This window comes from Streptomyces sp. NPDC017979, assembly GCF_044328175.1.
In the GTDB taxonomy this organism is placed as follows: Bacteria; Actinomycetota; Actinomycetes; order Streptomycetales; family Streptomycetaceae; genus Streptomyces.
Genome location: NZ_JBIRGU010000019.1, coordinates 1 through 14,723 on the forward strand (window position 1 = coordinate 1; position 14,723 = coordinate 14,723).

General features: G+C 73.5%; 12 protein-coding genes. 3 read left to right on the forward strand and 9 right to left on the reverse strand.

The window, feature by feature from the left end:
* Positions 1–637 precede the first annotated feature (637 nt).
* Entirely contained in the window at positions 638–1,633 is a 996-nt protein-coding gene (trpS, locus tag ACH4E8_RS32710) for a tryptophan--tRNA ligase (RefSeq protein WP_398455151.1), read from the forward strand.
* Between the two features lie 59 nt (positions 1,634–1,692).
* On the opposite strand, the gene proC is transcribed toward trpS, so the two are convergent.
* The 6 genes from proC to ACH4E8_RS32740 form a co-directional block, all read right to left on the reverse strand.
* Entirely contained in the window at positions 1,693–2,502 is an 810-nt protein-coding gene (gene proC / locus ACH4E8_RS32715) for a pyrroline-5-carboxylate reductase (RefSeq protein WP_398455153.1), read from the reverse strand.
* A gap of 119 nt (positions 2,503–2,621) precedes the next feature.
* Entirely contained in the window at positions 2,622–3,758 is a 1,137-nt protein-coding gene (locus tag ACH4E8_RS32720; protein WP_398455155.1) for an NAD(P)/FAD-dependent oxidoreductase, read from the reverse strand.
* Positions 3,759–3,836: 78 nt separating this feature from the next.
* A complete protein-coding gene (sigJ, locus tag ACH4E8_RS32725) occupies positions 3,837–4,715 on the reverse strand; it encodes an RNA polymerase sigma factor SigJ (protein ID WP_398455156.1) in 879 nt (292 codons plus the stop codon).
* A gap of 207 nt (positions 4,716–4,922) precedes the next feature.
* A complete protein-coding gene (locus tag ACH4E8_RS32730) occupies positions 4,923–5,687 on the reverse strand; it encodes a class I SAM-dependent methyltransferase (protein WP_398455158.1) in 765 nt (254 codons plus the stop codon).
* Positions 5,688–5,815: 128 nt separating this feature from the next.
* Positions 5,816–6,421: a hypothetical protein gene (locus ACH4E8_RS32735; RefSeq protein WP_398455159.1), complete on the reverse strand. Its 606-nt coding sequence runs from the start codon at positions 6,419–6,421 to the stop codon at positions 5,816–5,818.
* 52 nt (positions 6,422–6,473) lie between these two features.
* On the reverse strand, positions 6,474–6,845 hold the full coding sequence (locus ACH4E8_RS32740) for a peptidase (protein WP_398455161.1): 372 nt from the start codon (positions 6,843–6,845) through the stop codon (positions 6,474–6,476).
* Positions 6,846–7,169: 324 nt separating this feature from the next.
* Here ACH4E8_RS32740 and ACH4E8_RS32745 point away from each other — a divergent pair, with 324 nt between their 5' ends.
* Positions 7,170–9,326 carry a PQQ-binding-like beta-propeller repeat protein gene (locus tag ACH4E8_RS32745; protein ID WP_398455163.1) on the forward strand — a complete coding sequence of 719 codons (2,157 nt, stop codon included), beginning with the start codon at positions 7,170–7,172 and terminating at the stop codon, positions 9,324–9,326.
* Positions 9,327–9,579: 253 nt separating this feature from the next.
* Here the strand turns inward: ACH4E8_RS32745 and ilvD are convergent, their stop codons facing one another.
* The 3 genes from ilvD to ACH4E8_RS32760 form a co-directional block, all read right to left on the reverse strand.
* A complete protein-coding gene (ilvD, locus tag ACH4E8_RS32750) occupies positions 9,580–11,427 on the reverse strand; it encodes a dihydroxy-acid dehydratase (protein WP_398455165.1) in 1,848 nt (615 codons plus the stop codon).
* Between the two features lie 139 nt (positions 11,428–11,566).
* Positions 11,567–12,403 carry a sugar phosphate isomerase/epimerase family protein gene (locus ACH4E8_RS32755; protein ID WP_398455269.1) on the reverse strand — a complete coding sequence of 279 codons (837 nt, stop codon included), beginning with the start codon at positions 12,401–12,403 and terminating at the stop codon, positions 11,567–11,569.
* 187 nt (positions 12,404–12,590) lie between these two features.
* Complete coding sequence (locus tag ACH4E8_RS32760; protein ID WP_398455166.1) at positions 12,591–13,550, reverse strand: Ppx/GppA family phosphatase; 960 nt, start codon at positions 13,548–13,550, stop codon at positions 12,591–12,593.
* A gap of 41 nt (positions 13,551–13,591) precedes the next feature.
* On the opposite strand from ACH4E8_RS32760, the gene ACH4E8_RS32765 reads away from it, so the two are divergent.
* A complete protein-coding gene (locus ACH4E8_RS32765) occupies positions 13,592–14,428 on the forward strand; it encodes a hypothetical protein (protein ID WP_398455167.1) in 837 nt (278 codons plus the stop codon).
* Positions 14,429–14,723 lie beyond the last annotated feature (295 nt).

The following is a 14,723-nucleotide window of genomic DNA, read 5'->3' on the forward strand; positions in this document are numbered from 1 at the left end:
CCCCACAGCACAGAGACTGTGAGAACGGGGTATCAACATATCTGGCGTTGACTTTTGGCACGCTGTTGAGTTCTCAAGGAACGGACGCTTCCTTCGAGTCCCTCTCAGGACCCTCCGGGCTTTTCCCTTCGGTCTTGCGTTTCCGACTCTATCAGATCCTTTCGGGCCTGATTCCCGGTCGAAACTCGGGGTTTTTGTCTTCCTGGCCTCTCGGCCGTTCCGACGAGTGAGACTTTAGCGGATTCCCGGCCCCGACGCTAATCGGGCTGCGTTCTCTCGAACGCGGATTCCTCATTTCACAAAAGCGCACTGAAAAGCAGGCGACAGACAGCGTCGCTCGTTCGTAGTGTGTCTTGCGGAATGGTCGTCCGGGGACCAACCTGGGTCGGCGCTCACGTCGGACAACTCGGAGAACCTTACGGAGCCGCCCGGTGGGCTGTCAAATCTCGCTGGTCGTCCGCTAGAGTCCCGTCCCATGACAACGCGCACGTGCCTCCTTCAGTGGTGGGCCGCCTGACGGCGGCCGGCACAGACGCGCACACAACGGCCGCCGCCTCGGCGGCCGTTCTCGTTTCTCCCCCTCGGGGAGTGGGGCCCGCCGGGTGCGGGGCCACACCGGGAGATGAGGGAGAACGAGATGTCGAGGATCTTCAGCGGGGTCAAGCCCACGGGGCATCTGACGCTGGGCAACTACCTCGGGGCGCTGCGCCGCTGGGTCGAGGTCGACCAGCACCGGGCGGACGCGCTGTTCAGCGTGGTGGACCTGCATGCGCTGACGATGGAGCACGACCCCGCGCGGGTGCGCCGGCTCAGCCGCCAGGCGGCGACGCTGCTGCTGGCCGTGGGGCTCGACCCCGAGCGGTGCACGGTCTTCGTCCAGAGCCACGTCGGCGAGCACACCCGGCTGTCGTACCTGCTGGAGTGCACCGCCATGGACGGCGAGCTGCGGCGGATGATCCAGTACAAGGAGAAGGGCGCGCAGGCGCGGGCGGCGGGGCAGAGCGTACGGCTGTCGCTGCTCACCTATCCCGTGCTGATGGCGGCGGACATCCTGGCCTACGGGACGGACGAGGTGCCGGTCGGGGAGGACCAGACGCAGCACGTGGAGCTGGCGCGGGACCTGGCGGTGCGGTTCAACCAGCGGTACGGGCACACCTTCACCGTGCCGAAGGCGACGCATCCGACGGTGGCGGCGCGGGTGATGGACCTCCAGGACCCGACGTCGAAGATGGGGAAGTCCCATGACTCGGGGGCGGGGATCGTGTACCTGCTGGACGACCCGGACCAGGTGCGGCGGAAGGTGATGCGGGCCCGGACGGACAGCGGGACGGAGGTCTCGTACGACCGGGAGGCGAGTCCGGGGGTGGCGAACCTGTTGGAGGTGCTCGCCGCCTGCACCGGTGGGGAGCCCGGGGAGCTGGCGGGGGCGTACGGGTCGTACGGGGCGCTGAAGCGGGACGTGGCCGACGCCGTGGTGGAGGTGCTGCGGCCGGTGCAGAAGCGGCACGCGGAGCTGGCGGCGGACGGTGCGTACGTCGACGGGGTGATGCGGGAGGGGGCCGCTCGGGCGCGGGAGATGGCGCGGCCGCGGGTGGACGCCGCCCACGCGGCGATCGGACTGCTGCCCGGGTAGCGGTGCGTGGACCCGTGCCGCGGGCCCGGTGGGGGGAAGGGCCCGCGGAAGCGGGGCGGTCAGCCGTTGCCGGAGGCGAGTTCGCGGCTGCGGTCGCGGGCGGCTTCGAGGGCGGCGATCAGGGCGGCGCGCACTCCGTGGTTCTCCAGCTCGCGGATGGCGCTGATGGTGGTGCCGGCCGGGGACGTGACGGCCTCGCGGAGCTTGACGGGGTGTTCGCCGCTGTCGCGGAGCATCACGGCGGCGCCGATGGCGGCCTGCACGATGAGGTCGTGGGCCTGGGCGCGGGGCAGTCCGAGGAGGATGCCGGCGTCCGTCATCGCTTCGACGAGGAAGTAGAAGTACGCGGGTCCCGAGCCGGAGAGGGCGGTGGCGGCGTCCTGCTGGGACTCGGGGACGCGGAGGGTCTTGCCGACGCTGCCGAAGATCTCCTCGGCGTGGGCGACGTGGGCCGCGGTGGCGTGGTCGCCGGCGGAGATGACGGACATGCCTTCGTCGACGAGGACGGGGGTGTTGGGCATGACGCGGACGACGGGAGTGCCGGCGGTGAGGCGTTCCTCGATGAAGCCGGTGGGGATGCCGGCCGCGGCGCTGATGACGAGGCGGTCGGCGGGCAGGTGCGGGGCGAGTTCGTCGAGGAGCTTGCCCATGTCCTGGGGCTTGACGGCCAGGATGAGGGTGTCGGCGCGCTTGGCGGCTTCGGCGTTGGCGACGGGTTCGACGCCGTAGCGGGTGCGCAGTTCTTCGGCGCGGTCGCTGCGGCGGGTGGTGACGAGGAGGTCCGCGGGCCGCCAGCCGGCGCGGATCATGCCGCTGAGCAGGGCTTCGCCGATCTTGCCCGTGCCGAGCACGGCGACTGTCTGGGTCATGGCTCTGTTCACCTCGCGCTGGGGGTATCTGCGGTCATCCTCCCATCGGTGGGCGTCGGGCCGGGTGCGCTGCCGGGCGCCCCGGGTCCAGTCGCCGGCCGGACCCGGGGCGGAGGACGTCAGCCCATGCCGGTGATGCGGGGGAACAGGTCGGGGCTGCGGCGGGCCAGGCGGAGGGAGAGGAGCGTGGAGCGGACGATCTGCTCCTTGACCCCGGCCGCGGTGCGGCCGGTCAGGACCCGGTCGTGCGGGGAGTCGTCCGGCCGGACGAACTGGATCAGGGCGTCGCGCCGGCCCAGGCTGACGCACTGGAGGACGTAGCGGAACTTCAGCGGCTTCGGCTCCTGCCCGCGCTGCTCGGCGATGATCGCGGAGGCCGCCTGGCTCCCGGTGGGCAGGGCGGCGGCGCAGCCCATCCGCAGTTCGCCGGCCTGCGACGAGTGGCCGGCTGCGGCGTCGCCGACCGCCAGGACCTCCGGGTGGGAGACGGAGCGCAGGGCGTCGTCCACCTCGACCCGGCCCGTGGCGGGGGCCAGCTTGAGGCCGGCGGCGGCGGCGAGGTCGGTGTTCGGGACCATCGAGCCGGCCCAGACGACGGCGTCGGCGTCGACGGCGTCCGCGTCGGGGACGGCGACGCCCTCCTCGATGCGGACGCCGCGGGCGGTGAGCACCTTGTGGACGTGGGCGCGGCCGCGGTCGCTGTGGCCGGTGGCGACGCTGCCCGCGGTGAGCAGGCGCACCTTCCAGTCGGGGTACGTCTCGGCCAGTTCGGCGGCCATCTCGATGCCGGTGAGGCCGCCGCCGACGACGGCGAGCGTGCCGCTGCCGTGCCGCAGCCGCTGCCGCAGCGCTTCGGCCGTCTCGGCGGTGTGGACCCGCCCCTCGGGTTCGCGGCCGTCCCCCGCGCCGGTGCGGCTGCCGAGGGCGTACACCATTCGGTCGTACGGGAGGGTGCCGCCGCCGTCGGTGGTGACCGTGCGGGCGGCCGGGTCGATGGCGGTGGCGCGGCGGGCCACGTGGCGTACGCCGGTGCCGCGCAGCAGGTCGGCCAGGGGGTGGCTGGCGTCGGGGCGGGCGGCGGCGAGTTCGTGCAGGCGGATGCGTTCGGTGAAGCGGTCGCTGGGGTCGACGAGGGTGACCCGGGCGTGCGGGGCGAGGCGCAGGGCGGCGAGCAGCCCGGCGTACCCCGCGCCCACGACGATGACCCGGGGCCCGGTCTCGTGGTCGGCCTTCTTGGTGCGGCGTGTGGTCGTCATATCCGGGGGACGACGCAGACGGGGAAAGTGTGACGCGCTGCGGGGCCCGCTTGCTCAGGGGCCCACGAACTCACGAGCTCAGGGGCTCAGGGAGCCGAAGTCCAGGTGGGTGAGCTTGTCCGGGTTCAGGACGACGTCGACGCGGATGATGCGGCCTTCGTGGACGGTGAAGCCGTACACCGCCTCCCAGCCCTCCTGGGGATCGCCGAGCACGAGGCCGGGCGAGCCGTTCACGTCGTACGGGGCGAGCCAGGTGCGGCCTGGTACGAAGGAGCGCATCAGGCGGTCGATGAAGCGGGCGACCTCGGTGCGGCCCACGATCGGGACCCGGGCGGCGAACACCTTTCCGCCGCCGTCCGAGCGCCACACGACGTCCGGGTCGAGGACCTCCAGCAGCGCGTCCATGTCGCCGCCGGTGACCGCGGCGAGGAACGCGTCGACGGTCTTGCGGTGCTCGGCGTGGTCGACGGTGGCGCGGGGCGCCTCGTCGCGCACCCGGCGGCGGGCGCGGGAGGCGAGTTGGCGCACCGACCCGGAGGTGCGGCCGACGACGTCCGCGATGTCCTGGAACGGCACGGCGAAGACGTCGTGCAGGATGAAGGCGGTGCGCTCGGCCGGGGTGAGCCGTTCCAGTACGGAGAGCAGGGCGATGCCCACGGACTCGTCGAGCGTGACCCGGTCCTCGGGTCCGCCGTCGGTGACGACGGGCTCGGGCAGCCAGGGTCCGACGTAGGACTCGCGGCGGGCGCGGGCGGAGGTGAGCTGGTCGTAGCAGATCCGGCTGACCACGGTCGTCAGGTACGCGGCGGGGTCGGCGGCCTCGCCGTCCGGCAGCCGCTGCCAGCGCAGCCAGGCGTCCTGCACGGCGTCGTCGGCGTCGGCGACGGAGCCGGTGATCCGGTACGCGATGCCCCACAGGCGGGCGCGCTGCTGTTCGAACAGGATCAGCTCGGCCATGGTCGGTCCTCCGTGCGCGGTGTCCGGTGGGCGGCGGTCGGTGCTCCGGCCGCCCGGGGGTCATGGGGTGGACGGGCCGGGACCGCGGATTGTGACAGTCGGCCGGTCGTGCCGGCGGTCTCGGCGGTCAGGCGATCAGGCGATCAGGCGGTCAGGCGGTCAGGCGATCAGGCGATCAGGCGATCAGGCGGTCAGGCGGTCAGGCGGTCAGGCGATCGTGACGGTCAGATCGACCGCGTACTCCTCGCGGACCACTCCGTCCGGGAACTCCTTCAGCAGTGCGGCCCGCTCCTGCGCGAGGACGTCCTCCGCCGCGGCGCCGAGGGTGAGGAGGAGGGAGTGGCTGGAGAGGTTGTCGAGGTGGGTGGCGAGCGGGACGGCGCGGGACCAGCGGACCGTGCGCTCCATCGGGCGCAGCGGCGCCGGGAGGCCCCGGGCGGGGCCGGGCGCCCCGTGGCTCCAGGCCGGCATCGCGCGGCTGAGCCGTCGGTGCTGCGCCGCGGCCCAGGGGGCGGTGGTGTCGGCGACGTTCCACCACAGGGCGAGCGCGCCGCCGGGGCGCAGTACGCGCAGCGCTTCGGGGACGGAGCGGCGGGGGTCGGTCCAGTGCCACGCCTGGGCGTACGTGATGAGGTCGGCGCTGTCGTCGACGAGCGGGAGGGCGTCGCCCACGGCGCGTACGAGGGGGACGTCGGGGAGGGTGCGGCGGAATTCGTACGCCATGCCGGCGCCGGGCTCCACGGCGGTGACGCGGGCGCCGCGCTCGTGCAGGAGTCTGCTCGCTATGCCGGTGCCCGCCCCGACGTCGACGACGCGGGAGCCGCGCAAGGGGCGGCCGGTCAGCTCTTCGACCGCGTCGAAGAGGGCGGGCGGGTAGCCGGGGCGGGCGGCGGCGTACCGGGCGGCGACGGTGTCGAAGGAGCGGGCACGGTCGTGCTGGGTGTGGATGGGGGTGGTGGCGTGGTTGCTCATGGTGGGGATCTTGGCCGGGCGGGGGGCGTTTCACGCCTGCGCTCGGGCGGCGGCCGGGCGCGTCGTCGTGGCTCGCGCTCGCCTGTGCCCGGGCCACGGCGTTGCCGCGCCCGCGGCGCAGCAGGGCTCTACGACCGCTTGCGCTTCTGCTTGCGCTGGCCGCCGCGGTTGGCGGCGCGGGCCGCGGGGTTGCCCGTGCGGGAGCGGCGGCGCTTGTCGTATTGGACGCGGGCCGTCTCGTACTCCTCGCGGTGCAGCTTCTCCCCCGGTGCTTCCTTCAACGTGCGGAAGAACCAGGCGAGCAGGACGCCGATGAAGCCGATGGTGTTCAGGGAGCGGAGGGCGTCCGGAGTCGCGGCGCCGGTCGGACGGCGGGTGAAGCCCTCCCAGGTCTTGCGGAAGGCGATCGCGCTGCACACCGCGAACATCACGATGACCAGGGCGTTCAGGAAGCCGCCGACCTCGGCGATCGCCAGGCCCTGGTAGCCGAGGCGCAGCGCGAAGGCGCCGACGACGGCCGCGGCGAGCGCGCCGGCGGCGACGCCCGCGCGGCGCAGGCCGTAGCCCCGGTCGCGCTCGACCCAGGTGGTGCCGAAGAACCGGATGGGCTCGGGCTGCGGGCCGGCGGCGACGGTCGTGCTGCCGTCGCCGCCTGCCGGGGCGCTGCCCGTGCCTGCGGGGGCGTCGCTGGTGTCCGCGCTGGTGTTGTCGCCCGTCTGCTGCTGCTCGCTCACGGTGTCGATTATCCCCACGGTGCGGAACGGGGCGGGCGGCGCGTCGCGGGAGTCAGCAGCGGATGGCCACGTAGCCGTCGCTGCCGGTCCGTACGTACGCGTCCGAGACGAACTCGCCGTTGCCGATGTTGTCCCAGATGCGGGAGGTGCCGTACGGGCCCTTCACGGCCTGCCCCGGCTTCTGGCAGAAGATCCGCACGCTGGCACCCACCGGGAGGGTGCGGACGTGGTCGTACTGGGTGCCGGGGCCCGAGCGGACCTTGAGGGCGACGCCCGGGGCGACCGGGTAGCTCTTCGCGGCAGCGGCAGCGGCAGCGGCAGCGGCGACGGCTTCGGCGTCCGCGGCGTCGGCGTCGGCGTCGGCCGTCAGGGTCTGCGGACCGGTGGATACGTCGGCTTCGGGCCGCACTTCGTCAAATGCCATGGAAATCCCCCCGTTTGGTGGAAGTGCGTGGGTCACGGTACGCGGCTCGCCCGGCCGCAGCCAGCCCGACTCGCACTGACCATCGACTAGGCTCCGTGAAATCGCGCGGGCGAATCAGCCAAGTCGAGCCGGGGAGTGTCTTCAAAGCAGCGTCGCCCGCCCGCTCGGGGGTCTTTTCGGGCGACGCCCTGGGGAGGGCCCGGCGGAGTCTGGTGCGTGCGGTCTCTCCCCTGCCCCTACGGGCCAGGCGGACGCAGCGGGGGACGTGCCAGGGCACGGCAGGCGGACGGCACTTTGAAGACGCGACCAAGGGTGGGGGTGGGGATGCCACCGCTGCGGAGCGCCGGGGGTTACCCGGGAGGCGGTCAACCGGAATCGGAGTCGGGGCCCGCGTACGCCGGGCAGTACCAGCTCGAATCCTGGCTCGGCACCGGCGGCATGGGCGTGGTGCACCTGGCCACCTCGGCATCGGGGCTACGGCTCGCGGTGAAGGTGATCCACGCCGAGCACGCCACGGACTCCGAGTTCAGGGCGCGTTTCCGGCAGGAGGTCGCGGCCGCGCGGCGGGTCAGCGGGGCCTTCACCGCGCCCGTCGTGGACGCCGACCCGGATGCCGAACGACCTTGGATGGCGACGCTGTTCATCGACGGTCCCACCCTCGCGGAGCGGGTGAAGCGGAACGGCCCGTTGGACGTCGACGAGGTACGCAGGGCGGGCGCCGGGCTCGCGGAGGCGCTGCGCGACATCCATCGCGCCGGGGTGGTCCACCGCGATCTGAAGCCGAGCAACGTGCTGCTGGCCGCCGACGGTCCGAAGGTCATCGACTTCGGCATCTCCCGCCCCGCGGACAGCGATCTGCGCACGGAGACGGGGAAGTTGATCGGGACGCCGCCCTTCATGGCGCCCGAGCAGTTCCAGCGGCCGAGGGAGGTCGGGCCCGAGGCGGACGTGTTCGCGATGGGCTCGGTGCTGGTGCACGCACTGACGGGGCGGGGGCCGTTCGACTCGGACAGTCCGTACGTGGTGGCGTACCAAGTGGTGCACGACGAGCCCGATCTGACGGGGGTGCCGCCCGGGCTGGTGCCGCTGATCAGCCGCTGTCTGGCGAAGGACCCGGCGCGGCGGCCGACGCCGAACGAGGTGATGGCGGAGTTGCGGGAGGCGGCTTCGCCGTCGTCGGGGTACGACACGCAGGCGTACGTGCCGCTGCCGCGCACCCCGGACCCGCGGGAGCGCGCGCCCGAACTTCCCGTACGGGACCGGAAGCGCGATCGGATGCGGGCGCGGCTGAGCGGGCGGCGGCGCCGGGCGGTGGTCGCGGGGGCCGCGGCCGTGGTGATCGCGGTGGTGAGCGGGGTCGTCGTCGCACAGGTCGCGGGGGACGAGGACGGGCCGCGGGGCACGCGGGGCGTCGGCTCGGCGGCCAAGGCGCCGTCGGCGTGGGACGTACGGCTCGGCGACGGGCCCGGCGATGAGCGCACACCGGCGTGCACGTCCGCGCCGGAGGGCGCCGCGCTGTACTGCGCCGCGCCGGGGATCGCGGCGGCGCGGCTCGACCCGGCGACGGGGCGGCGGACGTGGACGCGGGAAGGCGCCGACGACGGCGGGGCGTCGTCCGTCGGGCCGCGGCCGCCGGTCGTGGCGGGCGGCCTGGTGCACGTGCGGTCGTCCGGCGGGCGGCGGACGGAGGCACTGGACCCGGCGAACGGGCACGTGCGGTGGTCGGCGTCGACCGCCGCGTACTCCTCCGTGCGGCACGTGGGGGACGTGGTGCTGCTGGGCAAGGACGACGGGCGGGTGCGGGCGCTCGACGCGCGGACCGGCCGGGAGCTGTGGCAGGGGCGGCACGGCGGAACGGGGACGGAGTGGGCGGGGGCCGGCGCGGTCGGCTACGCCGTGACGGCGCCGCTGGCGAACGGGTCCACGTCCGAGGTGACCGCGGTCGACCTCGCGACGGGCGCGGTGCGGTGGGCGAAGCGGGTGGCGGGGGCGCTGCGGCCGGTGGGCGTCTCCGGTGACGCGCTGTACCTGCACGCGGTGGACGCGGCCGGGGACACGAAGGAGGTCGTCCGCGTGCCGGGCGCGTCCGCGCCGCCGGCCCGCACCCGCCTGCCGGCGCCGGTGCCCCAGGCCCAGGCGACGGTCGCCGGCGACGTCGTGTACCTGAGCGGCGCGGGCGGCTCCCTCGTCGCGGTGCGGGGCGGTGCGCAGCTGTGGCGTACGGAGACGGGCGCGACGCAGTTGTCCCGCCCGACGGCGGGCGGGGCGGCGGTCTACGTGAGTGCGGGCGACGGCCGCCTCTTGGCGGTGGACGCGGTGCGGGGGTCGTACGCAGGTCAGACGGACCCGCGCATGGACGCCGGCGAGAACACGTACGCGTCCTACCTGCCGGCGCCCGTGCTCACCGGCACCGGCGTCGTCTCCGGCGCCCCGAGCGGCGCGGTGTTCGGCGTCCCCCAGGACGCCCCGGCCCGCTGGTAGCCCAGGACCGCTCGTAGCCCAGGCAGTCCGGGGTCTTCTGGGGGCGCTGGGGGTCCCTCACGCCCTCTGGGCGTAGGGGGCGGAAGTGCGTGACAAGCCCACCACCGGGCCGCAGAGACCAACGCTCCCCCGGCACTACGGCGATGTCGTCCAAGAACACGGGTGCCCGTACCTGACGCACGCGGGCCGGCGCTCGCGCCGGAAAGAGGGGGAACCCACGCCCGGAGGGCGTGGGTTCCCGAGGAGGTGGGGGCTACAGGCGGGAGACGTCGCGGACGGCGCCGCGGTCCGCGCTCGTGGCCATCGCCGCGTACGCCCGCAGCGCCGCCGAGACCTTGCGCTCGCGGCCCTTCGGCACGTACGCCCCGCCCAGCGCCTCGCGGCGCGCGGCCAGTTCGGCGTCGGGGACGAGGAGGTCGATCGTGCGGTTCGGGATGTCGATGCGGATGCGGTCGCCGTCCTCGACGAGCGCGATCGTGCCGCCGGACGCCGCCTCGGGCGAGGCGTGGCCGATGGACAGCCCGGACGTGCCGCCCGAGAAGCGGCCGTCGGTGACCAGGGCGCACGACTTGCCCAGCCCGCGGCCCTTGAGGAAGGACGTCGGGTAGAGCATCTCCTGCATGCCGGGTCCGCCGCGGGGGCCCTCGTAGCGGATGACGACGACGTCGCCCTCCTTGATCTGCTTGGTGAGGATCTTGTCGACGGCCTCTTCCTGCGACTCGCAGACGACGGCCGGGCCCTCGAAGGTCCAGATCGACTCGTCGACGCCCGCGGTCTTCACGACGCAGCCGTCGACGGCGAGGTTGCCCTTGAGGACGGCGAGCCCGCCGTCCTTGCTGTAGGCGTGCGTCGCGTCGCGGATGCAGCCGTCGGCCGCGTCGGTGTCGAGGGTCTCCCACCGCTCGGACTGGGAGAACGCCTCGGCGGAGCGGACGCAGCCGGGCGCGGCGTGCCACAGCTCGACCGCCTCGGGCGACGGGGAGCCGCCGCGGACGTCCCAGGTGTCCAGCCACTGCTTGATGGAGGGGGCGTGGACGGCGTGGACGTCCTCGTCCAGCATGCCGGCGCGGTACAGCTCGCCGAGGATCGCGGGGATGCCGCCGGCGCGGTGGACGTCCTCCATGTAGTACGTGCCCTGGGGCGCGACGTTGGGGGCGACCTTCGCCAGGCACGGCACGCGGCGCGAGACCGCGTCGATGTCGGCGAGGCCGTAGTCCAGCTCGGCCTCCTGCGCGGCGGCCAGCAGGTGGAGGATCGTGTTGGTGGAGCCGCCCATGGCGATGTCGAGGGCCATGGCGTTCTCGAACGCGCCGCGGGTGGCGATGGAGCGGGGCAGGACGCTCTCGTCGTCGTCCTCGTAGTACCGCTTGGTGATCTCCACGACCGTGCGGCCCGCGTCCTCGTACAGGGCGCGGCGGGCGGTGTGCGTGGCGAGGACGGTGCCGTTGCCCGGCAGGGACAGGCCCATGGCCTCGGTCAGGCAGTTCATGGAGTTGGCCGTGAACATGCCAGAGCAGGAGCCGCAGGTCGGGCAGGCGTTCTCCTCGATGCGCAGCATGTCCTCGTTGGAGACGGCCTCGTCGACGGCGTCGACGATCACGTTGACCAGGTCCAGCTTGCGGACGGTGCCGTTGACGAGGGTGGCCCGGCCGGCCTCCATGGGGCCGCCGGAGACGAAGACCGTGGGGATGTTCAGCCGCAGCGCGGCGTTCAGCATGCCCGGGGTGATCTTGTCGCAGTTGGAGATGCAGATCAGGGCGTCGGCGCAGTGCGCCTCGACCATGTACTCCACGCTGTCGGCGATCAGGTCGCGGGACGGCAGGGAGTAGAGCATGCCGCCGTGGCCCATCGCGATGCCGTCGTCGACGGCGATCGTGTTGAACTCGCGCGGGATCGCGCCGGCCGCCTTGATCGCCTCGCTGACGATCCGGCCGACGGGCTGGAGGTGGGTGTGCCCGGGCACGAACTCGGTGAAGGAGTTCGCCACGGCGATGATGGGCTTGCCGATGTCCGCGCTGGCTACGCCCGAGGCGCGCATCAGGGCGCGGGCGCCCGCCATGTTGCGGCCGTGGGTGACGGTGCGGGACCTCAGCTCGGGCATCGTCGCTCGCTCCTCGGTAGGTAGGTCGGTACGAGAAAGCGTACGCCGCCGCTCCAAGATCTGGACGCGCCGTCCGGGATGCGGGACCGGAGGTGAGACCGGAGGCGGGGTCTTACGGCACGGGGAGGGGCACCGTCCGTCACGCGCCGCGTGCTCCCGGTGTCCCGTCCGGCCGGGGCACTGCGGCGGGCGGGGCCAGGTGGAGCCGGGTGAAGGCGAGGGCTTCGGCGAGGTCGGCCTCGCGTTCGGCGGTGGACATGGCGCGGCGGGTGTTCACCTCGATCACCACGTGGCCGTCGTAGCCGCTGCGGGCGAGGCGTGCCAGCAGCTCCGCGCAGGGCTGCTCGCCGCGCCCGGGCACCAGGTGCTCGTCCTTGGCGGACCCCTTGCCGTCGGCGAGGTGGACGTGGCCGAGGCGGTCGGCCATCCGGTCGACCATGGCGAGGGTGTCGGAGCGGGAGGTCGCGGTGTGGGACAGGTCGATCGTGAAGTGCCGGTAGTCGTCCTTGGTGACGTCCCACTCGGGGGCGTACGCCAGCAGCTCGCGGTCCTTGTAGCGCCAGGGGTACATGTTCTCGACGGCGAACCGGACGTCCGTCTCGTCCGCCATCCGCCAGATGCCGTTGACGAAGTCCCGGGCGTACTGCCGCTGCCAGCGGAACGGCGGGTGCACCACGACGGTGGAGGCGCCCAACTTCTCCGCGGCTGCCCGGGCGCGCTGGAGCTTGACCCAGGGGTCGGTGGACCAGACGCGCTGGGTGATCAGCAGACAGGGCGCGTGGACGGCGTGCACCGGTACCTGGTGGTAGTCGGAGAGCCGGCGCAGCGCCTCGACGTCCTGGCTGACCGGGTCCGTCCAGACCATGACCTCGACGCCGTCGTAGCCGAGGCGCGCGGCGACCTCGAAGGCGGTCGCGGTCGACTCGGGGTAGACGGAGGCCGTGGACAGCAGGACCTTCGCCCGCGGGATGCGCACGGCGGCGGGCGGCGCTGCCGCGCCCGCGCCGGTGTCTGTTGCCGGTTCTGCCACGGGACACAGCGTACGGTCCGGGCCGTGCCGGCGGGCTGCCCGGGCCGGCCGGTGGAGGGGTCCCGTCGGACCGTTGCGGTGGTGTGCGGCGCCGGAGGGGGCGCGTCCGCACGCCCCGCTCCCGACGGACGGGCTACGAGCCGACCAGCGGTCCCACCGCGGGCGCGGCCGGCAGGTGGTCCAGCCGGCGCAGGATGACGCCCTCCCGCAGCGCCCACGGGCAGATCTCCAGCTCCTGCGCGCCGAAGAGGTCCATCGCCGCCTCCGCCACGAGCGCGCCGGCCAGTAGCTGGCGGGCCCGGCCGGCGGAGACCCCGGGCAGCTCGGCGCGCTCCTCCGCGGTCATCGCGGCGAGCTTGGGCACCCAGTCCTGGAGCGCCTTGCGGCTCAGCTCGCGCTGGAGGTACAGCCCGTCGGACTCCCGGGCCGCCCCGGCGATCCTGGCGAGCTGCTTGAAGGTCTTGGAGGTGGCCACGATGTGGTCGGGCGGGCCGAAGCGGCTGAATTCGCCGACCGTACGGGCGATCTCGGCGCGGACGTGGCGGCGCAGCGTCCGCACCGCCTCGGGGTCGGGCGGGTCCCCCGGGAGCATGCCGGCGGTGAGCCGGCCGGCGCCCAGCGGCAGGGACACGGCGGCGTCGGGCTCCTCGTCGATGCCGTACGCGATCTCCAGGGAGCCGCCGCCGATGTCCAGGACCAGCAGCTTCCCGGCCGACCAGCCGAACCAGCGGCGGGCGGCGAGGAAGGTGAGCCGGGCTTCGTCCGCCCCGGTCAGGACCTCCAGGTCGACCCCGGTGTCCGCCTTGACGCGGGCGAGGACGAGATCGGCGTTGCTGGCCTCGCGCACCGCGGAGGTCGCGAAGGACAGCACCTGCTCGCACCCCTGGTCCTCGGCGGACTCCATGGCGCGGCCGATGGTCCCGATGAGCCGGTCGACGCCCGCGGGGCTGATGGCGCCGCCGTCGTCGAGGAGTTCGGCGAGGCGCAATTCCGCCTTGTGCGAGTGGGCGGGCAGGGGGCGGGCGCCGGGGTGCGCGTCCACCACCAGCAGGTGCACTGTGTTCGAACCGACGTCGAGGACTCCGAGTCTCATGAGTACGAACGCTACTGCGGCTGCGGACATACCCTTGACCTGTGCCAAAGACGAAAAAGGCGAAGCCGGGCAAAGCAGAGCGGTCGAAGCGGTCCGGGGCGGCGGCTCCGGCCGGACGCGACGAGGTGGGCCTGGACTTTCCGCGGGCGTGGGTGGAGTTCCCCGACCCCGCCGACGACGAACAGGTCTTCCGCTGCGATCTGACGTGGCTGACCTCCCGCTGGACGTGCATCTTCGGGAGCGGCTGCCAGGGCATCGAGGCGGGGCGGGCGGACGACGGCTGCTGCACGCTCGGTGCGCACTTCTCGGACGACGAGGACGAGAAGCGGGTGGCGGGCCATGTGGCCAGGCTCACGCCCGAGGTGTGGCAGTTCCACGACGTGGGGACGGGCACGGGCTGGACCCAGGAGGCCGAGGACGGCGATCCCGGGGACCGGCAGACGCGGCGCTGGAAGGGCTCCTGCATCTTCCAGAACCGGCCCGGCTTCGCCGGTGGCGCGGGCTGCGCGCTGCACATCCTGGCCCTGAAGGAGGGGCGGGAGCCGCTGGAGACGAAGCCGGACGTGTGCTGGCAGCTACCGGTGCGGCGGACGTACGACTGGATCGAGCGCCCCGACGACACGAAGGTGCTCCAGATCTCCATCGGCGAGTACGACCGCCGCGGCTGGGGCCCGGGCGGGCACGACCTGCACTGGTGGTGCACCTCGGCGACGTCGGCGCACGGCGCGGGCGAGCCGGTGTACGTGACCTACCGGCCCGAGCTGACGGAGCTGATGGGCAAGGAGGCGTACGAGGTGCTGGTGGGCCTGTGCGAGGCGCGCCTGTCGTCCCAGCTCCCCCTCCTGGCGCCGCACCCCGCAGACACCAAGACGCCCTAGCCTGCGCTTCTGGACGGAGCCGCCGTGCCCATGCAGGTGCGTTGGTCTCCGCGGCCCGGTGGTGGGCTGTTCGCGCAGTTCCGCCCCCTGTGCCCTGAGGGCACGGGGGGACCCCAGCGCCCCCAGGGGGACTGGGGGACCCCAGCCCCCAAAACACCCTCGCCATTCCCCTGCGGGAGCGTTGGTTTCTACCGGCCGGTGGTGGGCTTGTCGCGCAGTTCCCCGCGCCCCTAAATACCTCCGCCTCCAGCCCGCAGGCACATGACGGGAGAGGTAAAACAGGGGCGCTGGGGTC